The following is a 21807-nucleotide window of genomic DNA, read 5'->3' on the forward strand; positions in this document are numbered from 1 at the left end:
TAACTGTCTAGTGATAACTGTCTAGAAGTATTTCCTAAACGTAAGAAGCGATGTACAGCTCGCCGCTACCGCTCAGGGTTGCCGCGGAGGGCTCACCCACGTGCAGTACCGACTCGGTGGCGCCCAGCACGAACTCTTCGGTGCCGTTGCCGTCTGCCGCATGAATGGTGATTTCGCCGGATACGCTCAGTGCGGCGCTAATACCCTCGAAGGTGTACTCCTGCGGCTTGCCCTCTTCAACGCGAACACGGGTCACGCTCATGCGCTCATCCCACATGGCGTAGGTGCCCAGGGGTCCGTCCTCGGGGTTGGGGCGCTGAATGACGGGTGCATCCTGCTTCTCGCCGAGCACCTTAATGAGCTCCTCGGTGTCGATATGCTTGGCGGTCAGGCCGGCACGCATCACGTTATCGGAGGGGTTCATCAGCTCAATGGCGGTACCCGAAACGTAGGCGTGCACCTGGCCGTCGGGGGTAAAGGCGGACTCGCCGGGGGCAAGGTGCACCAGGTTCATCACGAAGGCCACGAGCAGACCGCGGTCACCGGGGTACTTGCCGGCAACAATCTGCACGAGCTCAGCTGCATCGGCGATAAGCGCGTTCTCGGAGCCGGTCAGCTCTGCTGCCGCCTCGACAAGCTGCTCAACAGCCGCAGTGGCGGTCTCTTCGGGCATGCGAATAATCTCGGTCAGCAGCTGCTTGGGGGTAAGCTCCACGCGCTCTGCCAGCCAGTCAGCCTTGAACGCCTTCGCCAATTCTGCCAGCTGCTCGGAGGTGCGCACACCGGTCAGCACGCGCATCTGGGTCAGGGCGATGACGGTTTCGGGCTTGGAGTAACGGTCCTTGTAGTTGCGGTGCGGCGCGTCAATCGCGATGCCGCGCGCCTGCTCGTCCTCGAAGCCGGCGATAGCCTGCTCGGGGGTGGGGTGCACCTGAATGGACAGAGGTGCATCAATCGCAAGGATCTTAAAGAGGAAGGGGAACCAATCGGAGGTACGGTCCGGGCGCAGGAAGCGGGAAGGGTTCTCCACAATCAGTTCGTTGAGCGGGGATTCGGTGCCGTCAACAGTGGCACGGGAGGGCGCAGCCGGATGCGCGCCAACCCACACCTCAGCCTCAGGCTGTTCGGTGGGGACAGGCACGCCACGCATGCGTCCGAGAATTTCGCGGGAGCCCCACGCGTAATTCTGAATCTGGTTTTTTAGGGAAAAAATCTCACCCATGGGGGAAAATACCTCTCGACGTGAGTTGTTTGAAGCAAGTGACGTGATAAAAAACCCATACATTCAGCGGAATTTATAAGGTTTTACCTGCCCATTATAGAGGCTAGTTACACTTCTTTACCGCTAAAATAAAAGGCGTGACTACTATTAATCTACATGACTCATTCAAAGCGTACGACGTGCGTGGCATCGTCGGCGAGACCATTACCGCAGAGACTGTTCGTGCTACTGGCGCGGCTTTCGTAGACGTTCTGGGCCTGGAGGGCCAGACCATCCTGGTCGGTGGCGATATGCGCCCCTCCTCCCCCGAATTCATGGATGCATTCGCCCAGGGTGCAACCGCTCGCGGTGCAAATGTTGAGAAGATCGGCCTGATCTCCACTGACGTTCTGTACTTCGCATGTGGCGTTGAGAACGCTGCCGGTGTTACCTTCACCGCTAGCCACAACCCCGCAGAGTACAACGGCATGAAGATGGCTAAGGCTGGCGCTGTTCCTCTGTCTTCCGAGTCCGGTCTGTTCGATATCCGCGACCTGGCTCAGAAGTACCTGGATGCGGGCGAGATTCCTTCCGTAGAGAAGGTCGGCACCGTTTCTGAGAAGGACATCCTCAAGCCTTACGCAGAGTACCTGCGCAAGCTGGTTGACCTGTCTTCCATCCGTCCCCTGAAGGTTGTTGTTGACGCTGGTAACGGTATGGGTGGTATGACCACTCCCGCTGTTCTGGGCGACACCATCCTGCCGGGCCTGCCCCTGGAAATCGTTCCCCTGTACTTCGAGCTGGACGGTACCTTCCCGAACCACCCGGCTAACCCGCTGGAGCCTGCTAACCTGGTTGACCTGCAGAAGGCTGTTGTTGAGCACGGTGCTGACATTGGTCTGGCATTCGACGGCGACGCTGACCGCTGCTTCGTCATCGATGAGAAGGGTGAGTCCGTCACTCCTTCGGCTGTGACCGCTCTGGTTGCTGAGCGCGAGATTGCTCGTGCGAAGGCTGAGGGCAACGAAGAGCCCGTCATCATCTACAACCTGATTACCTCGAAGGCTGTTCCCGAGCTAGTTGAGAAGCTGGGCGGCCGCGCAGTGAAGACCCGCGTGGGCCACTCCTTCATCAAGGCTGTTATGGCTAAGGAGAACGGCGTTTTCGGTGGCGAGCACTCCGCTCACTACTACTTCAAGGACTTCTTCAACGCAGACACCGGTATGCTCGCTGCAATGCACGTGCTGGCTGCTCTGGGTGGCGGCGAGGAGCCCCTCTCCGAGATCAGCGCGAAGTACTCCCCGTACGTTGCTTCCGGTGAGATCAACTCCGAGATTGAAGACAAGGCTGCCGCTGTGGACCGCGTGCGTGCACACTACGCTAACGCTCCCGTGGTTGTTGAGGACTCCGACGGTACCACCTTCACCAACACTGAAGAGGGCTGGTGGGTCAACCTGCGTCCTTCGAACACTGAGCCGTTCCTGCGCCTGAACCTTGAGGCACCGGATGTTGCGACCATGGAGCGCGTCCGCGACGAGGTTCTGGCTCTGGTTCGCCAGGGCTAAGCACTAGCTAACTACTAAAAATCCCGCCTCGCAGATTCGTCTGCGGGGCGGGATTTTTATTTTGGGTTCTAAAAACCCGGCTAGGTTCTTCTGTCTAAGAGGAAGAACCTAGCCGGGTTTAAGAAACCTAGCGGACGAGCCGGCTTACGGGGTTTTTACGCCTCGCGTGCCTGGTCGTGGAGCATCCACTGGTCGGGGCCGAAGATCTCGTAGTTGATGTTCTTGCCGGGAACGCCTGCCTCCACCAGTGCGGAGCGTACGCCCTGCATGAAGGGCAGCGGGCCGCAGAGGTAAACGTTAGCGTTGGCGGGAACGTCCAGCTTGGAGATGTCGACGCGACCGGTGTAGTCGCCACCCTCACCTTCGATGAAGGAGACGAGGCGTGCGTTGGGCAGCTTGTTGACGAGCTCGGTGAGCTCTTCGCGCAGGGGCCAGGTGTCCAGGCGGCGGTCTGCGTGGACCACGGTCACGGGGCGCTCGGAGCCCTTCTCAACCAGCTCGGAGAGGAAGCTGAGCATGGGGGTGGTGCCGATACCTGCGGAGAAGAGGTACAGGGGTGCCTCGGGGTCGCCGAAGCCTTCCAGGGTCAGGTCACCGTAGGGGTTGGAGATCTCGACGACTGCGCCGACTTCCAGCTCGTGCAGGATGGAGGTCATCTCACCGTTGGGATCGAGCTTCACACCGATGCGGCGCTGGTTCTTTTCGCTGGGCAGCAGGGTGTACTGGCGTGCCTGGCGCAGGCCGTCGCGTGCAGGAACGACGATGGAGATGTACTGGCCGCCCTTGGACTCGGTCATGGGGGTCTCGTCGGCGGGCTCGAAGGTCAGCACGACAACGTTCTCGCCGGTCTCCTTGCGGTCAACGAGCTTGAAGGGTGCGAACATGACGTCGTTTGCCTGGGAAGCGTACAGGCCCTTCTCCAGCTTGATGAGAGCGTTGCCCATGAGCCAGTAGACCTCGGTCCATGCCTCAACGATTTCGGGGGTAGCCAGGTCGCCCAGGTTAGCGGCGATTGCCTCGAAGAGATACTTGTAGACGGTGGGGTACTCTTCTTCCTTCAGGCCCAGGGATGCGTGCTTGTGTGCCACGCGGGAGAGGACCTCATCGGGGTAGGAATCCGGGTGCTCAACAATGTAGGAAGCGAACACAGCGATGGAGCCTGCGAGAGCGCGGGGCTGGGTACCTTCGAGCTGGGAGGAACGGGAGAACATGCCGTCCATCAGATCGGGGCGGGCAGCAAACATTCGACGGTAGAAGTCGGGGGTGATGTCGTTGATACGCTCAGCGATAATGGGCAGCGTTGCCTCAATAATGGGGCGGGACTTCTCAGAGAGCATGTCTTGCCTTCTTCCTGTGTGGTCACCGCGGTCGTTGTGGTGACGCCCTTGATGTGGGTGATGCGGGGCGTTCACTCGGACAGCTTAGTTGGTGACAGAGTGTTTACAAAGCACCCTTACCGTAGCATTTTGCGGGGTGTTTGCGCTGAGTGCAGGTCATGCACCAGGCGCTGTACAGGCATTTAGGTGAGACTTATGGTTCACTTTGACCATAAGAGAGAGTTGCGCGTCACACTATATATTTCCAGCCGCGCTTCTATATTCGGCGGGTGACTAGCCCAGAAACATGCATAAAAATACCAGGATGAAAATATATTTACCCCGGAAAGTATGCAGGGCGGTGCAAAAATGAATATGGTCACATTTTCAGCATTTGAAAAGCAAATTTGCAATATTCTGCATTTCCTGCACGAATTTAGGATTCATACAGGCACCAGCACTCCCGAAAATGGGAGCAAAAACGCCACCGCAACACCCCAAAACTCCCGCAGAAAGTCGTCGCGTAAACCCCCAGCAACCCTGCATCAGCCGCAAGAATGCCTTAAAAACTCTGTGGAGCCTCCCAACCGGGAAGCTCCACAGGCATCACGTATTTCTTTCAGCCTGCCAGCCTAGCGTGCAGGCAGCGCATTCTCCGGAGGCGCAAAGCCCAGCTCAACAAACACCGGGCCAACAGGGCGCGCACCGGCAGTCAGCTCGCTAATCACCACCGAGTCCACAGAAGCATAGAATGCCTCGCGTGCCCTCGCCAGCACATTGCGCAGGCGGCAGAACTTATCGAGCGGACAGTGGCCGTTCTCATCCTCGCACTCAATCATGGGAATATCACCCTCAGTAGCGCGAAGAATAGTGCCGACGGTCGCAGAACGACCCGCATCCGAAAGCATAACGCCACCGGAACGACCGCGAGTCGAGTCCAGGTACCCCATATTCACAAGGAACGCTACAGCCTTCGCCACGTGATTGTAGGGGGTGTCCACTCCCTCAGCAATCTTCTGAGTGGAAAGCTTCTGACCGGGCTCCAGGGCAGACAGGAGCATCAGAACGCGGAGCGAGACATCCGAGAATGCTGTCAAACGCATGGATACTCCTTCTATCCTTCTCGTGTTACCGCCACATCTACATAGGCGGCAACTATTGCTCTAAACCTGCCTGGGCTCAGACATAGGCTCAGAGTGCTCAAAATCTTACATTGGCATTGTATCGGTGCAGTGAGAGTGCAAGAAATCAGGGCCAGCCGCAATCGCCCCCTCGTAACCCTCCCAATGTCTTTAGAGTATTTCTCAGGAACAAGTAGACTGCATAGCCTTACACTCGCAGCTCTCCGCGAGACAACTCATCAGTTCCCATCTGACAGGGATTCAAACGACCCCCATAAACGGAAGGAAGGAGCGGAATCTCACCGGGAGATTCCGCCCCTTCAAGGCGCTAAACCTTATGTATTAGCCGGAGTGTCTTAGTCCTCCAGGGCCTTTGCCAGAGCGTCGCGCTGCTCGCGGACCTCGGCGGGCAGCTTGTCGCCGAACTTAGCCAGCCACTCGTCGATGCCGGGCAGTTCAGCAGCCCACTCGTCCTTCGAGACAGCCAGAGCAGCCTTCAGCTCGTCCTCGGAGATTTCCAGACCGGTCAGGTCCAGGTCTTCCTTGGTGGGAACGGTGCCCAGGAAGGTCTCCTCGCCGCCAGCCTTGCCGTCCAGGCGGTCGAAAATCCACTTCACAACGCGAGAGTTCTCGCCGAAGCCGGGCCATGCGAAGCCACCATCGGGGGTGCGGCGGAACCAGTTGACGTAGTAGACCTTCGGCATGTTCTCAGCGCCGTGCTTCTTGCCCAGGTCAATCCAGTGCTTGAAGTAGTCACCAGCGTTGTAACCAATGAAGGGCAACATAGCCATCGGGTCGCGGCGAATCACGCCGACAGCGCCCTTAGCAGCCGCAGTGGTCTCGGAGGACAGGGTGACAGCGCGGAACACGCCCTGCTCCCAGCTCTCGGACTCGGAAACCAGCGGGATGGTGGTCTTGCGGCGACCGCCCAGAACGATAGCGCTCAGCGGCACACCCTCGGGGTCGTAGTACTCGGGAGCGAGCATGTCGACCTGGGATGCGGGGGTGCAGAAGCGGGAGTTCGGGTGAGCTGCCGGGCGGCCGGACTCGGGGGTCCAGTCCTTGCCAGTCCAGTCAATCAGGTGTGCGGGAGCCTCGTCGGTCTTGCCCTCCCACCAAACGGAGCCGTCGTCGGTCAGAGCAACGTTGGTGAAGATGGTGTTGCCCTTGGCAATCGCCTTCATAGCGTTCGGGTTGGTGGAGTAACCAGTGCCCGGCGCCACACCGAACAGTCCAGCCTCGGGGTTGACCACGCGTGCCTGGTGGTTCTCGTCGAACTCAATCCATGCGATGTCGTCGCCGACCATCTCAGCCTTCCAGCCGTCAATGGTGGGCTCCATCATTGCGAAGTTGGTCTTACCGCAAGCCGAGGGGAACGCTGCGGAGATGTAGCGAACCTTGCCCTCGGGGTTGGTGACCTTCAGGATGAGCATGTGCTCTGCCATCCAGCCCTCGTCGCGACCGATAACGGATGCGATGCGCAGTGCGTAGCACTTCTTGCCGAGCAGTGCGTTACCACCGTAGCCGGAGCCGAAGGACCAGATTTCGCGGGTCTCGGGGAACTGGACGATGTACTTCTCGGGGTTGCAGGGCCAGGGAACGTCTTCCTGACCGGGCTCCAGGGGCGCACCGACAGAGTGCAGAGCCTTGACGAAGAAGCCGTTGGTCTCATTCAGCTTGGCAAGAACGTCCTTACCAATGGTTGCCATAATGCGCATGGAGCAGACAACGTATGCGGAGTCGCTCAGCTCAACAGCAATCTTGGGGTTCTTAGCCTTCAGGGAGCCCATGACGAAGGGAATGACGTACATGGTGCGGCCGCGCATGGAACCCTCGAACAGGCCGGTCAGGGTCTGCTTCATCTCAACAGGGTCGCGCCAGTTGTTGGTCGGGCCTGCGCCTTCTTCGGTCTCGGAGCAAATGAAGGTGCGCTCCTCGACACGTGCCACGTCATCGGGATCGGAGAAAGCTGCGTAAGAGTTCGGGAATTCGTGATCGCTGAGGCGAACAAAGGTGCCAGCGTCGACCAGTTCCTGTGCCAGGCGGTCGTATTCTTCCTGGGTGCCGTCGACCCAGTAGATGTGTTCGGGCTGGGTCAGGGCCGCAACTTCGCGAACCCAATCCAGAAGGCCCTGGTGGGTAGTGGGTGCGCTCTGCAGCTCCTTTTCGAGCTCAGCAGAGAGAGTACGAGTTGAGGTGTCAGCCATTGACGTTTTCCCCTTCATTCGGTGGCCCGGATACTACGTTGATCCGGTTAGGTCTGCGGTAACAAAGAAGCAGTTAAACACTACAAGCGTGCAAACAATGGTGAATATGCACGCTTGGACAGAAGCCACTTCCTCGTGATGCTTACAGAATAACGCATTAATGACCCGAACACCCCTCTATGACGCTATTTCTTACGTTCCGCGCATCACATTCTTTTGGGGTGAAAAGATTTTTTGAGGGACTTCTGGATGTTCCTGAAGGGTGCAGAGGGGTATTTTTGGGTGCCTTCGGGGTAGGTTTTGGTGCGTAATAAAAATATTTTGAAAAAATTTTGTGACCACAAAAACCCCGGAATTCCGCGGTAAAACGGGGTATTTCCGGCTTCTTCGGAGGGGATTTTGGACAGATTTCGAGATTTTCGGCTTGCACGCCCTCGAGGACATCCGTATAGTAGTACCTGTTGCCGCGATGGGTTGAAGAAATCCGAAGCGAGGAACATGCGCCTGTAGCTCAACGGATAGAGCATCTGACTACGGATCAGAAGGTTGGGGGTTCGAATCCCTTCGGGCGCACCAACGATCCCCGGTTCTTCGGAACCGGGGATTTTTTGTGTTCCCAGAAGTTTGCGCAGAAAGCGCCACCCACTCGGCAGACGGCGCGGCATACAGAAACTACAGGCATGTAGAAGCTGCGGCATGCAGAGATACCTATATAGAGGTGTAGCAAGGGAGCCCACCAACTGGCGCTTCCGCTTCCGCACCAAAAGTGCACCTCAACCTGTGAATCCACAGATTTACGCTCCAAGATGACGTGCTCCGGGGCACACCCGTCGAAAAACGCCTACGATGGAAAGAGGACCCTCCACACATAGGTTGGAGAGCAGACAACACGAAGGAGCACTATGGCACAGCTATCCATTCCGCAGTCCCTGATAGGTGCGCTCATCGATATAGCTGATTTGGGAACGCTAGACTATTTCCCGCCCACCGAACGATGCGCCCACTGGTCCCTCTATGACGCGCAGCGCCAGGAGCTCCTTTGCCCCTGCGCACCCGCCGCCAACGCGTCCGCAGAGAAACTCTTTGAGGCTGCGGCGAAGATTCTTTACGAGAATTTCCCCCGATATATTGATTCGCCCGAGGAAATCATTCCTTATACCTCCCGTCAGGAACTCGTTGCCGCCCTGCGTCGCGGCGACGATGAGCCTGTTGACGAGGAGCAGAACGACCTGCAGGTAGCCGAAGCGACGACCGCAGACTCTACGACTAAGGCTGAGGTTGAAACTATTTCTGCCGAACCTGCAGTAGCTGAGGATGCTGAAGTTAGCGCAGCAGATACTCCGAAGCCCGCGGCTCCCAAGCCCACTGCTCCCAAGCTTGCAGCACCGAAGCCGACCCTCTCCCCCGCACTCTTTGCCGCCCGTGCTGCGCAGGCGCCGAGCCAGGCTCCCAGCGTGCCGGAAGAGGCACCCGTGGAAGCGAACGCAGAAAAGACTGCAGCGGCGCCCAGCCCGGCAACGATTGCCGCCGCAACGTCTGTGGCACCCAAGCCCGCTGTTCCCATGCCGACTGCGCCCAAGCCCACTGTCCCCAGGCCCGCCGTGGCGAAGCCTGCAGTGCCGACTCCCGGTGCACCATCCCCCGGCATGTTCCGCAAGTCCACGCTCACTTACCGACCGCCGCGCATCGAAGAGTATCTGGAGGGTCTGCGCGCCCGTCAGCAGGCAGCCGAAGCCGCCGCCGCGGAAGCTGCCCAGCAGGCAGAGGCTATCGAGCAGGTATCTGTGGAAGAGCAGCCGGTGCTCACCCAGTCGTTGCCGAGCGCACCCGCAGTGCCTACGACTTCAGGCCCCAAGCCGACCGCCCCGAAACCGGGTGCGCCGAAGCCCGCAGCTCCCACCCCGAGCGCGCCCGCGGCACCTCGCGCCATTACCGCCGAGGATCGCGAACGCAGCTACCACCTGCGCCCGAGCTTGCGTGAGCGCCTCGAACGCGAAAACATCAGCGAAGAGCTCGTGCGCACCATCCTGCGCGAGGGCGAAGCGGAACGCATCAACGACTGGACCATCCGCTTCACGCACGATGACTACCGCGTTGACGTGAACACCGCCTCCGCCGAAGTCATTACCGTCATTGACGAATACGACGCCGACTACAACGAGGCGACACAAACCTCCCTGGCACAGGGCGAATACACTTCGCTCAACGCCCTGGAGCTCGAGTTCAGCGAGCGCGCCCGCACCTTCCTGAAGAAGAACCCTCCGTTCGTTTTCGACCTGATGCTTCAGGCGCTGAGCAGCCCCGAGAGCGTGCGTATGGCTGACGGCTGGACCCGCATCTATGCGGCGCAGGGTCTGGAAATCGCAATCTCGCCGGATGAGCGGACTGTGCTGGCTCTGGCGAAGACCCCAGACTTTCATAACCTGCACGCGGAGGCCCTGCGTAAGGTGCAGCTCGAAGAGCTCAGCAACACCCTGGCGAAGCAGGCAGAAGATAAAGCCACCCAGGCGGAAAACACCACCGAGGAGGAGAAATAATGTCCGCTAAGCAGATTACCGTTCCTCTTGAGGTGTACGTTCGCCTGCAGGAGCTTGCCTCCCTCGCAACCTATAGCTACCGGGACAACCACGACTCCGAAGAGAGCACGGCAGGCGATAAGCCGTGGAATCTGCTCTCTAAGGATGGTGCTTCCCTGCTCGATGAGAACGGCGCTCTCAAGCCCGAAGCGGCAGAGCTCTACTTCACCCTCCTGCCGCTCATCGCCCAGGAATTCGTGGAGCAGCAGCAGGCACTGGTGGATGCCTACCGTCAGGCGCCCAAGCCCGCCGCCGCACGCGCCAAGATTCGCCCCTCCAATCAGCGCCTTATCCCGCTGACCGAGGTGCCGCTGGAGAACCAGCGTATTGCCGCGCGCATCGAGAAGGAGTTCTACGGCGACGTGCCGCCGCGCCGCCGCATCTACGGTGTGCTCCCCGGCGTGATGGACTATATGATGCGCCACGGCCTCACCTACGAGCTGCTGCTGGACATCATCGAATCGCCCGCAAGCACGGTGGTTCAGGAAAGCGCGCAGGAGAACCGTTACGGCCGCGAAGTTACCCTCTATACGCACGAGGAGGAAGGCTACCAGGTGGTGCTTAACCCCCTGACCGCCGAGGTGCTCGCGCTACGCCCGTTGCAGGCTCTCGCGGGAGGCTACCAGCTCTCCTCCGATGCTCAGGCTCAGCTCAAGTCGCTTGGCCTGACCGGCGAGTATATTGCCCGCATCCTCGATGAGGCTGAGGACCGCCGCCCGATTCCCGGCAGTAGCCGCACCGTGTACTCGCTCAACGGCTACCAGGTGGAGTTCTCGCACTCCGACCAGCAGGTGATTCGTATTAGCCGCGGCACCGCGCCCAGCCGTAACCCCTTCGAATCGCAGCCGAGGATGAGCGGCACGAAGAGGCAGCGCGGCCGCAAGATCCCGCACGATGTGGACGCGTTCGTGCAGCTACTGCAGGAGCACGGCTTCACCATCACCATGGGTGGTAAGCACTACGATATCCGCCACGAGAAGCTGGCTCCGGGTCAGAAGGCGGTCACCTCGGTGACTCCCTCGGATTCGCAGCGTTGGCACCTGAACTCGGCACGTCAGATCCGCAATACCTTCGGTATTGACCTGCGCTACGCCGACCCGCGTGATAGCGTGCGCGGTATTGTGCGCGGTCCCGGACGGGCTAACGCCCCGAGCGCGGAAAAGCAGAATGCCGAGAAACAGAACACAGAGAAGCATGAAGCGGAGAAGGAATCCGAGTAGGTCTTCGTCACCGTTGAGTCACCGTTGAAGCGCGCCCGTGCACCGGTTCTTTATACTGCCCCCAGCATGTCTTTGCATCTGGGGGCAGTATTCATTAGCACCAATATCCCGCACTGTCAGGGCAATACGGGGTAGACTGGGGGCAATACAGACATGCTACTCAGCATAAAAATTAATATGCGTTCCCGTGATATGCGTGACGGTAGGGTTGGGGATGCGCCACAAAGTACGGTGAATAACAGCCCCTACCTCTACAATAGAAACGCATCACTACAGAAGAAGGAGAACGCATGGGCGTAACGATTAAGGTCACTGACGAAGCAGGCGTAAACTACGACATTCAGTGGGAAGACCACCACACCCTCCTGGAAACCCTCCAGGCTAACGGTGTGCCGGTCCTCGCAACCTGCGGTGGTAACGCATCCTGCGCTACCTGCCACGGCTTCATCGACCCCGAGCACTTCGAGGCTTCCGGTGAGCGCACCGAAGCTGAACAGGACCTGCTCGATATGGTCGACGATGTCGCCAACGAGTACTCTCGCCTGTGCTGCCAGGTCGAGTACGCCCCCGGTATGGACGGAGCAGAAATCCAAATGCAGGCGGCGATGTAATCATGTTTAAATCGGCTCAGGTACTCGCATCAACCACCCTCCTCTGTTGCGTGCTCGCGCTCAGTGGATGCGGCGCGTCCCAGGCCGGTCAGGAAGCTGAAGGCACCTCGGCACAGCCGAGCGCTTCGGCTTCGGTCAAGCCCGGCACGATTCGAGTAGCCTCCGACGGGGCTACCCCTTCGGTGACCCCGGGCTCCATTACCGTGGTGAACTCCCCCGACGCGGAACACCACGGGTCTTCCTCTGAGCACTCCGAGTCTTCCTCCCACACCGAGACTCACGAGTCGAAGCAGAACTCTGACTCTCACTCTTCTGAGTCCTCCCACGAGGGTTCCGAGCAGAACAACTCAGATGACTCTGCAGATTCTCAGCAGGACTCCCAGAAGGGCTCAGACTCGTCTTCGCAGTCGGGTTCTCGCTCTTCGGGTAACTCTTCGAACTCCTCCGGTTCCTCGAACTCGTCGAGTTCTTCCAACTCCTCGAATTCCTCGAGCTCTTCGGAGAAGTCCTCTAACTCCTCCAACAACAACGCTGAGGGACCGACCCAGTGCGATCTGGACGACCTGAACGTTTCGGTTGCCATTGGAGATGGCTCCCCCGGCGCTCGAAACTACACCCTGTACTTCCAGAACTCCTCGAACTCCCCCTGCACCCTGCGCGGCTACCCGCGCGTGGTCCATGCGGGTCCTTCGGGAACCTGGGTTGGTCGTGAGGCTTCCACCTCCGACGAGTACATGAACCCTGCGGGTGTGACCCTCAACCCCGGCGATAGCACCACCGCGGTGCTGCGTTCGGTGTACCCGGCACGCTTCGGTGACGATTGCGGCAGCCGCCCGGTTCAGGGCTTCCTGGTGGGTCTTCCCTCCGGTTCCGGTGGCGTGATTGTTCCGCTGGATACGACCGCGTGTTCCTCGTCTGTTCCGCAGCTGTCGGTGGGTCAGTTTGGTGCCCGCTAACGCGGCGTTGCAGATGTGAATACTCTGGCGCGTTGTGTGCGCATATAGTTCAAGGGCGGTTCCCCATCGCGGGGAACCGCCCTTGAACTATCTTTAAACCTGGGGTTTAGCTTTAGCTATGCGGTAGCCGCTCGCTCTAGAGGGAGCGAGCAACCTCATCGTGGCTGAAGCGTGCACCGCGCGGGTACGCGGGAGCCTCGCCGTGACCGAGGTTGACGACCAGGAAGGGGATCTCTGCGTTATCCGCGAAGAATTCCTTCTTGATGCCAGCGAAGTCTGCGCCGGTCATGGGGCCAGCATCCAGGCCGAGGGCGCGGATTGCGGTGATGAAGTAGCCTGCCTGCAGGTGAGCGCTCAACTCAGCGGCGGGGGTGGCGAGTTCTTCGGTGGTGTAGAAGCCCTTGATGAAGCCGGCAGCGTTGGGGTTGAAGGTGTCAGCGTGCTCTACCCAGTTTGCGTCTGCGGAGAGAATCGCGGTGACCGGTGCCGCCTGAGTCTTAGCCTTGTTGCCGTCTGCCAGGTGTGCGACGAGGCGCTCGCGTGCTTCGGGGCTCTTGACCCAGGTGATGCGCAGGGGCTGGCTGTTGAAGGCGGTGGGGCCGTAGAAGGTCAGTTCCTGGATGCGGCGCAGCTGCTCGTCGGTGACGGGCTCCTCGGTGAAGGAGGAGACGGTGCGCGGCTCGTGGAAGAGGTTGATGAGCTGTTCTTCGTTCAGGCGGGTCATGGTGGTGCTCCTTTTTCTAAGTTCCTAATTACTTTACGAGTAAAACATTACGGGGTGATGTATTACCTGTCAAGCCATCATCACCCCGGCACCACCCACAAATCAAGCAACCCGTAACACACGTCATAATTGAAGTATGACCGACGCACTCTCCCACTTCTCCGCACCCGTACGCGACTGGTTCCGCGCCACCTTCAGCGCACCCACCGCCGCCCAAGAAGGCGCATGGGAGAGCATCCGCAACGGCAACAACACCCTCATCATCGCCCCCACCGGCTCCGGTAAAACCCTCGCTGCCTTCCTCTGGGCACTCGATGCCCTCCACCGCGAACACGAAACCGGCACCGCGGGCGACACGCGCATCCTTTATATTTCGCCCCTCAAAGCGCTCGGCGCCGACGTTGAACGCAACCTGCGCGCACCCCTCGCCGGAATCACCCGCCTGAGCGGCAACGAGACGGGCGAGCCGAGCATCAGCGTGGGCGTGCGCAGCGGCGACACCCCCGCCCGCGAACGCCGCCAGCTCATCAGCAACCCGCCGGACATTCTCATCACCACCCCCGAATCCCTCTACCTGATGCTCACCAGCGCCGCCCGCAACACCCTCGCGGGCGTAACCACTGTGATCGTGGATGAGATTCACAACCTCGCCGCCACCAAACGCGGCGCACACCTGGCAGTCTCCCTCGAACGCCTCGACGCACTCCTTACGAAGCCTGCACAGCGCATTGGGCTCTCCGCAACCGTCGAAAACCCGGAGGCGGTCGCCCGGTTCCTCGGCGGCATTCAGCCGGTGACCATCATGAGCCGCCCGGTCACCAAAGAATGGGACCTGCGCCTGAGCGTACCCGTGCCCGATATGACGGCGCTCGGAGGCGCCAACGACTACGGGCAGGGGCTCTACTCGCCCTCGGAGGTGCGCGGCGGTGAGGCAGGCTCTAGCGCCGGCAACCCGCCGCAGGGCGTAGCGCATCCTACCCCCAGCGCAGCAAACACCCCGGCGAGCGCACCCTACACTCTCGAAGATGCCATTGGTGTATTCCCTGGACTGGGAAACCCGGTGCAGGAAGACGACAACGCCGCACCCAAAAATACACTCACCGTCCTGGAAGAATCACTCCGCGAAACTCCCGATAGCGAGCGCCCCGAGACTTCCATTTGGCCGCGCGTGCAGGAGCGCATCGTCGACCATATTGAGAACAACCGTTCTACGATTGTTTTCGTTAACTCGCGCGGACTAGCAGAAAAGCTCACTGCGGCACTCAACGATATTCACCTGCGCCGCGTCCTCGCACAGCGGGGAATCGACCCCGAAGACTACGCGGCAGGCATCTGCGACATCGCCGAGGTGCCGCCGCTCGCCCGCGCGCACCACGGCTCCGTGTCCAAGGAACAGCGCACCCTCATCGAGGAGGCGCTCAAGGGCGGAACCCTGCGCTGCGTGGTCGCCACCAGCTCCCTGGAGTTGGGCATCGACATGGGTCACGTGGACCTCGTAATCCAGGTGGCTGCCCCTCCCTCGGTCGCCTCCGCACTGCAGCGCGTGGGTCGCGCTGGACACCGCGTGGGCGAAATTTCGCGCGGATTCTTCTACCCCAAGCACCGCGGCGACCTGCTCGGCGCAACCGTCACCCTCGCCGGCATGCGCAGTGGAACCCTAGAACCGCTCGCCATCCCCACCAACCCCCTGGACGTACTCGCGCAGCAGACCGTCGCCGCCTGCGCGTTGGGCCCCATCAGTGTGGACTCCTGGTACGAGGCGCTACGCCGCAGCGCACCCTACGCCGAACTGCCGCGCGCCCTCTTCGACTCCGTGCTCGAAATGCTCGCCGGACGCTACCCCTCCGACGAGTTCGCAGAACTGCGCCCGCGCATCATCTGGGACCGCACCCCCACCGAGGAAGCCCCCTCCGGCAGTATTGAGGGCCGCCCCGGTGCGCAGCGCCTCGCAGTCACCAGCGGCGGCACGATTCCCGACCGCGGTCTCTTCCCCGTCTATCTGGTCAGCGGCGATGAGGAGCGCGGCCCCAAGCGTGTGGGTGAGCTCGACGAAGAAATGGTGTACGAATCCCGCGCCGGCGAGGTCATCACCCTCGGCGCGAGTAGCTGGCGCATCGAAGAAATTACGCACGACGCGGTGCGGGTCTCCCCCGCGCCCGGTCAGCCCGCGCGCCTGCCCTTCTGGCACGGCGATCGCATGGGCCGCCCCTACGCATTGGGCGTGCAGACGGGTGCGTTTACGCGCGCCCTCTCCAGCCTGGATGCCACCGATAGCGCCGCCGCCCGCCAGCAGCTCGAACAGCTCGGGCTGGACACCTGGGCGGTCGATAATCTGCTCGCCTACCTGCGTGAACAGCGCGAATCCACCGGGGCGGTGCCCTCCGACACCCGCATGATTGTGGAGCGGCACCGCGACGAGCTGGGTGATTGGCGTGTGGTTCTGCACTCGCCGCTCGGCTACGGGGTGCACGCGCCCTGGGCGCTGGCTGTGCGCGCCCGCATTGAGGAGCGGTACGGGGTGGATGCCTCGGTCATGGCGAGTGATGACGGTCTGATTCTGCGTCTGCCCGCCATGGAGGATGTGCCGCCCGGTGCTGACCTATTCCTTTTCGACCCGGATGAGCTGGAGGTGATTGTCACCGAACGCGTGGGCGATTCGGCGCTTTTTGCGTCTCGGTTCCGTGAGAATGCGGCGCGTGCCCTGCTGTTGCCGCGCCGTGATCCGGGTAAGCGCACCCCGTTGTGGCAGCAGCGTCAGCGTGCGGCGCAGCTGCTGGATGTGGCGCGTAAGTACCCTGATTTTCCGGTGCTTTTGGAGACAGCTCGCGAGTGCCTGCAGGATGTGTACGATGTTCCGGCGCTGGTTCAGGTGCACCGTTCGTTGCAGTCTCGGGCGATGTCCATGCTGGAGGTTGAGACGAACGACCCTTCGCCTTTTGCGCGCACCCTGCTCTTTGAGTACGTTGCCGAGCACCTCTATGACGGCGACGCGCCCGCCGCCGAACGCCGCGCCGCCGCGCTCTCGCTGGACCCGGCGTTGCTTGCCGAGTTGCTGGGTTCGAGCGGTCTGCGCGACCTGCTGGATCCGGCGGTGCTGGTGCAGACGCAGCAGCGTCTACAGCGCACGAGTGAGCGTTACCGCGCCTCCGGGGTGGAGGGTGTTGCGGATCTGTTACGTCAGCTGGGTCCGTTGAGCGCGCAGGAGTTGAGCCTGCGTTTGCGTGCCGACAACCCGCAGGCTGAGGCACCCGGCACTGAGCATGAGGATTCTGAAAACTACGGCGAGGAGTACGACGCGCACGCCAGCGTGGAGCAAGCGCGCGAGCTGGCGGAGGAGCTGGTACGCTCGCGCCGCGCGTTCTCGTTTGCGGGTGCTTCCGATGCCGGCAAGACCACCGAGGAGAACACAGAGGAGACCACCAAGCCGCAGCTGTACTACGCGGTGGTTGAAGACGCCGCGCGCCTGCGCGATGGACTGGGCATTATGCCCGCCGCGGCGCTTCCCGTAGCCCTTTTGGAGCCGGTCGCGGAGCCTCTTGAGGACCTGGTTTCTCGCTACGCACGCACCCATATTCCCTTTACGGCGCAGCAAGCGGCGGAGCATTTTTCGCGCCTGACTCCGGTAGGTGTGGGCGTGCTGACTCCGGTGTTGCAGCGTCTTCAGCAACAGCGCCGCTTGAGCTCCGGTGAGTTCCTGCCCGAAGTGTTGCGCGCTCCCGGTTCGGTCGGTGTTGAGTGGGTGGATGCGCAGGTTTTGCGCACGATTCGTGCCCGCTCGCTGGCGGCGCTACGTGAGGAGATTGAGCCGGTATCGGCGCAGGTCTATGGCGTTTTCCTGCCTTCGTGGCAGAACGTTCGTTCTTTATCCGTGCGGGTTGCACAGACCCTGCCGGAAGCGAGCGCCTACGGTGCATTCATCCCATCCCGCCGCGCCGCCACGGTGGTGGGCGAGAGGGTGGCACCCCTCAGTCCTGCGGCAGAGAATAGCGCTGACAACAGTCTCGATAGCGCCGCTCAAAACTCTGCCACCGCTACGGAGGATCTACTCACCGCCATCGACCAGCTGGCGGGTGTGCGCGTACCCGCCTCCGCACTGGAGACGCTAATTCTTCCGGCGCGCGTGCCCGGCTACCAGCCGCACATGTTGGACGAGCTCATGGCGAGCGGTCGAGTGTTCTTCACCGGCGCCGGTCAGCTGGGTGGCGGTAGCGCGCAGAAGTCTGACGGCTGGATTCGCCTACATTTGAGCGAGAGTTCTTCGCTGACTTTGGGCGAAGACTACCCGGACCAGCTGCTGCACGCGGAGAATCCCGAGCTCTGGGAGGCTCTGCAGACTCCGGGCACACTCGAGCACGCCATCTATGAGGCGCTGGCTCACGGCGGTCTGTTCGTGCCGGCACTGCGTGAGCGGGTGGCGCAGCTGATGAGTGCGGCTGCGCCCGCCGGTCAGGTGGTGACCTTCCCGGATGCGGCGGAGGTTTCGGCGGCACTGTGGCGCTTGGTGTGGGCTGGCGCGGTGACGAACGATAGTTTCGCGCCGGTTCGGGCGATGCTTGCGGGCGTGCGCAGTGCGCATCCGACGCCGGCGGCTCCTGCGCGCCTGTCGCGGGTGGGTCGCCGCGGTGCGGGTCGTATTGCGGCGGCGCGCGCCTCCATGGGTAACGCCATGGCGGGCGGCTACGGTGCTGACAGTTATAGTTCCGGCGGCTATTCGGCACCGACTAGAGGATACGGCGCTAGTGCGGGGCGCGGCCTGCGTTCCCTGCGCGGCGGCTTCCATGCCGCCACTCCCGCTGTTGCCCCGCAGGATAGCGGCCGCTTCTCGCGCGTGGACACGCTCCTGCAGGAGCCGGTGGAAGCGACGGTTGCGGCGCTCGCACGCGCCGATCTGCTGCTGGACCGCTACGGTGTGCTGACTCGCGGGTGCCTGCAGGTGGAGGATTCTGCCGGCGGGTTCTCTCAGCTGTACCGGATTTATTCGGCGGCTGAGGATCGGGCGCTGGTGCGTCGCGGCTACTTTATTGAGGGTTTGGGCGCAGCTCAGTTTGCCGCCCCGGCGACGGTGGATCTGTTGCGTTCCACCGCCGATAATCTCAGTATTCCCGCAGGTCCGCAGGCTTTTGGAGCGAGCGCCTACACCCCGCAGCGTACCGATACGGAGCAGGTGTACGGCACGTTCACAGTGACCCTGCTGGCGGCGACCGACCCGGCGAACCCGTACGGTGCGGCATTGAGCTGGCCCGCAATTCCCTCCTTTGCTCACGAGGGTGCGGGCACGGTGAAGCACCGCCCGGCGCATAAGGCGGGCGCCTGCGTGGTGCTGGTGGACGGCGCCCCGGTGCTGTACGTGGAGCGCGGAGCGAAGACCCTGCTGGCATTTACGACCGACCCGGTGCTTCTGGAGGCGGCGGCCCCCGCCCTGGCGCGCCTGGTGTCTGCCGGTGGTGCGGAGAAGATTTCGGTGGAGAAGGTCAACGATGTGGAGCTTTTGGGTACCCATACTTTGAGCGCCTCCGGCAGCGAGGTTGTGGAGCATCCAGTGGAGGCACTGCGCGCGGCGCTACAGGCGCAGGGTTTTTATGCGACGGTTCGCGGACTGTCGTTGCGACGCTCCATTTAGTGCCCTCCGCGCAGGGTCTCAGGTTCAGCCTCAAGTTAAGCTAATTCCCTTAACCTCAACCTGAACATCACAAAACCTGAGCATCATAATGCCCCGTACCCTCGTTGAAGGGGGTACGGGGCATTATGTTTCCCTACTCACGAACCGGGTGGTGTTCCCGGAGTCCACCACGTCGCAAGCGGCGTGGTGGAGGAATAACCGCCCGGATGTCCACGTCGCCTTTGCCGTGGAGCACATAACCAAACATCGGAGCGGGAAGTCCTACGTTGATCCGTCGCCTCTCGGGGTGACTAGTAGCCGCCGGTGAGGGTGTCCACAGCACCCAGGCACAGGTCGATAGCTTCTTCGAGCCCGAGCCCACGGGAGCGAACGGTACGCTGATCGCGGGGGTTAAGCTGCACGACATGCAGGGCGAAGTAGTCGACAAGCTGCAACCAACCACCGAGAATGACGCGGGTGCGGTCATTAATCGGCATGCCGGTGCGCTTGAGCATCCATTCGAGGTAGTCGGTGGGGTTGTTCGGGAAGTCCTCCCCACCGGGGGTAGGAACACCGGCTACGACAAGGAAGTACGTGCGCAGGGCATTGCGCAGGGCCTCTTCGGGGTTTTCGTGATGCTCGCCCAGGGCTTCGAGGACCGCTTTGGCTTCGCGTCGAGTGACGGCGGCAGCCAGGGAGTCCTTGCCGGGGAAGTAGTGGTAAAGCAGGGCACGGGTGATGCCGGCATCGCGGGCGATAGCACTCATGGAGGCGCCCAGCACGCCGCGGCGAGCAAAATGTTCCGCAGCAATTTTCAGAATTTGCTCTTCACGTTCGTGCGGTTCCATACGCAAAGCACCGGTGCGAGGCTCTGCATTCTTTTGTGAATGTTCCATAACCTCTCCTTCTTTATTTTCCGGTGTTTTAGAATTGTCCGATTGCATCGCTGTCATCGGGGCTGTTCCTTTAATCTCTGCATCCTTGCGCTGTTTCTGTCCCATTTCGACCCCTTCGTCCGACATTTCGAACTTCTGTGTCTTAATCGTACCGCTTTAAGGCTGTTTCCAGCTTTTATTAAGGCGTTTATGACGTAGGATGCCCAGGTTAGCAGGTCTTTACTTGCTTTACATCTTTTATAATTAGAAAAACCACAGGGTCTAAATTGAGGGTTATTGATTCCTGATTTGACAGCATTTTCGAAAATATCGCACTTAAACGCTGTTTTTTGTAAAATTAATGCAGTTTTTTTAAATTAAATGTCCAATAATTTCAAAAATTTGTGAAGTTTTCGTTTTCTCGCCCACACATTCACACAAGCATTCATGAGTGTCAGACAAATCTAAATTTCGCAACCCCACACCAAACCCACGGTAATATTTCCCCCCGCCCCCACCCGCACGCAGCCCCACCCGCACACAGATCAGCGCAGCCAGTTCGGCTCACATATGTTCAGCCCCAATCCTGCCCTACCCAGCTGCTAGAGCCCAGGCGGTAGAGTAGAGCCATGCCCGCACAGAACACCACCCGCACGCAGCCCAGCACAAACTACCAGGCGAAGCCTGCACGCCGTACGCACCGACGCCTCCTGGCCCCTCCCCTGGCCCAGAAGAACGGCATTGACCCGATTCAGCTGATCCTGCCGCTACCCGAGGAGCTCCCCTCCGAGCTCTTCCCGAACAGCACCACCCCGGCAACCATTGCGGATTATCTGATTGCGCGCTTCTACCCGAACGACCCGCAGATTATTCACGCCCGCTTTGATACCGGCGAGGTGCGCCTGGATGACGGCACGGTGCTGACCAGCGATAGCCCGTATATGCCCGGCGAGCGCATCTGGTACTTCCGCGAGCTTGCCGATGAGCCGGAGCTACCCTCCGATATGCCGGTGCTCTACGAGGACGAGTACGTGCTGGCGATTGATAAGCCGCATTTTCTGCCGACGACCCCGCGCGGGTCCTATATTGCGCAGACTGCGCTGACCAAGCTGCGGGTGCGCGAGCAGAACCCGCTCCTGATTCCGATTCACCGCCTGGACCGCCCAACCGCCGGTGTGCTGCTCTTTGCCAAGACGGTGGAGGCGCGCCGCCCCTTCCAGATGATGTTTCAGCACCGTCAGGTGTCGAAGACCTACCGTGCCGTGGCGCCGGTACCGGCTGACCCCGCCGCCACCGAGCAGGCGTTGAGTGCGGAGGGTCTGCAGGTGCGTTCGCATATTCAGAAGATTCGTGATCAGCTGCAGGTTCAGCAGCTTTCTGAGGAGCAGTGCTCGGCGCGGGGCGTGGAGCCGAATACGCTGACGACCGCGAAGATTCTGCGGACTTTCACCCCGAGCGCGCAGGCGGTCGAGGGTTGGCGTGCGGAACCGAATAGAGAATGGGCGCTCTATGATTTGGCGCCTCACACCGGCAAAACGCACCAGTTGCGGGCGCACCTGAACATGCTGGGCTCCCCCATTCTGGGCGATGTACTCTACCCGCAGGTGCTCCCCGACGCACCCGACCGCCCCGAGTACCCGCTGCAGCTACTGGCGTATAGCCTGCATTTTGAGCACCCCATCACCGGTGAGCAGGTGGATCTGTTCAGCGGGCGTTCGCTGGTTGCCGCCGCCTAAGCGGTTTTTGAGTAGCGTTCACCCCGTTCCCTGCGGTGCATCTTCTTGGCGGGCTCTCGAAAAGGGATCACACCCGAGAGCCTGCCCACAGCATCCGGGC

Annotated in this window: 13 protein-coding genes and 1 tRNA gene; 8 read left to right on the top strand and 6 right to left on the bottom strand. The window is 60.9% G+C overall.

The genetic code is table 11. The features are described 5' to 3' along the window. Positions 1-34 precede the first annotated feature (34 nt). Positions 35-1222 (bottom strand): mannose-6-phosphate isomerase, class I, encoded by a 1188-nt coding sequence (manA, locus tag RWZ58_RS02050; RefSeq protein WP_314657055.1) that lies wholly within the window; start codon positions 1220-1222, stop codon positions 35-37. Positions 1223-1359: 137 nt separating this feature from the next. Between manA and RWZ58_RS02055 the strand changes: the two genes are divergently transcribed. Then, the gene (locus tag RWZ58_RS02055) at positions 1360-2766 is read left to right on the top strand and encodes a phosphomannomutase/phosphoglucomutase (RefSeq protein ID WP_314657057.1); all 1407 of its coding nucleotides are present in this window, start codon (positions 1360-1362) and stop codon (positions 2764-2766) included. 155 nt (positions 2767-2921) lie between these two features. On the opposite strand, the gene RWZ58_RS02060 is transcribed toward RWZ58_RS02055, so the two are convergent. The 3 genes from RWZ58_RS02060 to RWZ58_RS02070 all read right to left on the bottom strand — a co-directional run bounded on the left by RWZ58_RS02060 (position 2922) and on the right by RWZ58_RS02070 (position 7410). Beyond that, complete coding sequence (locus RWZ58_RS02060; protein WP_314657058.1) at positions 2922-4103, bottom strand: FAD-binding oxidoreductase; 1182 nt, start codon at positions 4101-4103, stop codon at positions 2922-2924. Positions 4104-4714: 611 nt separating this feature from the next. Continuing rightward, positions 4715-5185, bottom strand: a complete 471-nt coding sequence (locus RWZ58_RS02065) for an Rrf2 family transcriptional regulator (protein ID WP_049327323.1) — start codon at positions 5183-5185, stop codon at positions 4715-4717. A gap of 374 nt (positions 5186-5559) precedes the next feature. After that, positions 5560-7410 (bottom strand): phosphoenolpyruvate carboxykinase (GTP), encoded by a 1851-nt coding sequence (locus RWZ58_RS02070; RefSeq protein ID WP_314657060.1) that lies wholly within the window; start codon positions 7408-7410, stop codon positions 5560-5562. 500 nt (positions 7411-7910) lie between these two features. On the opposite strand from RWZ58_RS02070, the gene RWZ58_RS02075 reads away from it, so the two are divergent. The 5 genes from RWZ58_RS02075 (at position 7911) to RWZ58_RS02095 (ending at position 12773) form a co-directional block, all read left to right on the top strand. Beyond that, positions 7911-7986 (top strand) — tRNA-Arg (locus RWZ58_RS02075). 326 nt (positions 7987-8312) lie between these two features. Further along, complete coding sequence (locus tag RWZ58_RS02080; RefSeq protein WP_314657061.1) at positions 8313-9947, top strand: DNA repair protein; 1635 nt, start codon at positions 8313-8315, stop codon at positions 9945-9947. Continuing rightward, a complete protein-coding gene (locus tag RWZ58_RS02085) occupies positions 9947-11206 on the top strand; it encodes a cell wall biosynthesis glycosyltransferase (RefSeq protein ID WP_314657063.1) in 1260 nt (419 codons plus the stop codon). Before RWZ58_RS02080 ends, RWZ58_RS02085 begins: the two co-directional genes overlap by 1 nt. A gap of 290 nt (positions 11207-11496) precedes the next feature. Then, entirely contained in the window at positions 11497-11817 is a 321-nt protein-coding gene (locus RWZ58_RS02090) for a 2Fe-2S iron-sulfur cluster-binding protein (protein WP_005509285.1), read from the top strand. A 2-nt stretch (positions 11818-11819) separates the two neighbouring features. Next, positions 11820-12773, top strand: coding sequence for a DUF4232 domain-containing protein (locus RWZ58_RS02095; RefSeq protein WP_314657065.1), 954 nt, complete (start codon positions 11820-11822; stop codon positions 12771-12773). Positions 12774-12909: 136 nt separating this feature from the next. Here the strand turns inward: RWZ58_RS02095 and RWZ58_RS02100 are convergent, their stop codons facing one another. Beyond that, the gene (locus tag RWZ58_RS02100; protein WP_314657067.1) at positions 12910-13497 is read right to left on the bottom strand and encodes a malonic semialdehyde reductase; all 588 of its coding nucleotides are present in this window, start codon (positions 13495-13497) and stop codon (positions 12910-12912) included. Between the two features lie 136 nt (positions 13498-13633). Here RWZ58_RS02100 and RWZ58_RS02105 point away from each other — a divergent pair, with 136 nt between their 5' ends. Next, on the top strand, positions 13634-19117 hold the full coding sequence (locus RWZ58_RS02105) for a DEAD/DEAH box helicase (protein ID WP_314657068.1): 5484 nt from the start codon (positions 13634-13636) through the stop codon (positions 19115-19117). Positions 19118-19407: 290 nt separating this feature from the next. Here the strand turns inward: RWZ58_RS02105 and RWZ58_RS02110 are convergent, their stop codons facing one another. Continuing rightward, positions 19408-19992, bottom strand: coding sequence for a TetR/AcrR family transcriptional regulator (locus RWZ58_RS02110; RefSeq protein ID WP_303973533.1), 585 nt, complete (start codon positions 19990-19992; stop codon positions 19408-19410). A gap of 608 nt (positions 19993-20600) precedes the next feature. On the opposite strand from RWZ58_RS02110, the gene RWZ58_RS02115 reads away from it, so the two are divergent. Next, positions 20601-21707 carry a pseudouridine synthase gene (locus RWZ58_RS02115; protein ID WP_314657069.1) on the top strand — a complete coding sequence of 369 codons (1107 nt, stop codon included), beginning with the start codon at positions 20601-20603 and terminating at the stop codon, positions 21705-21707. Positions 21708-21807 lie beyond the last annotated feature (100 nt).

This window comes from uncultured Rothia sp. (genome assembly GCF_963544205.1).
Taxonomy (GTDB): Bacteria; Actinomycetota; Actinomycetes; order Actinomycetales; family Micrococcaceae; genus Rothia.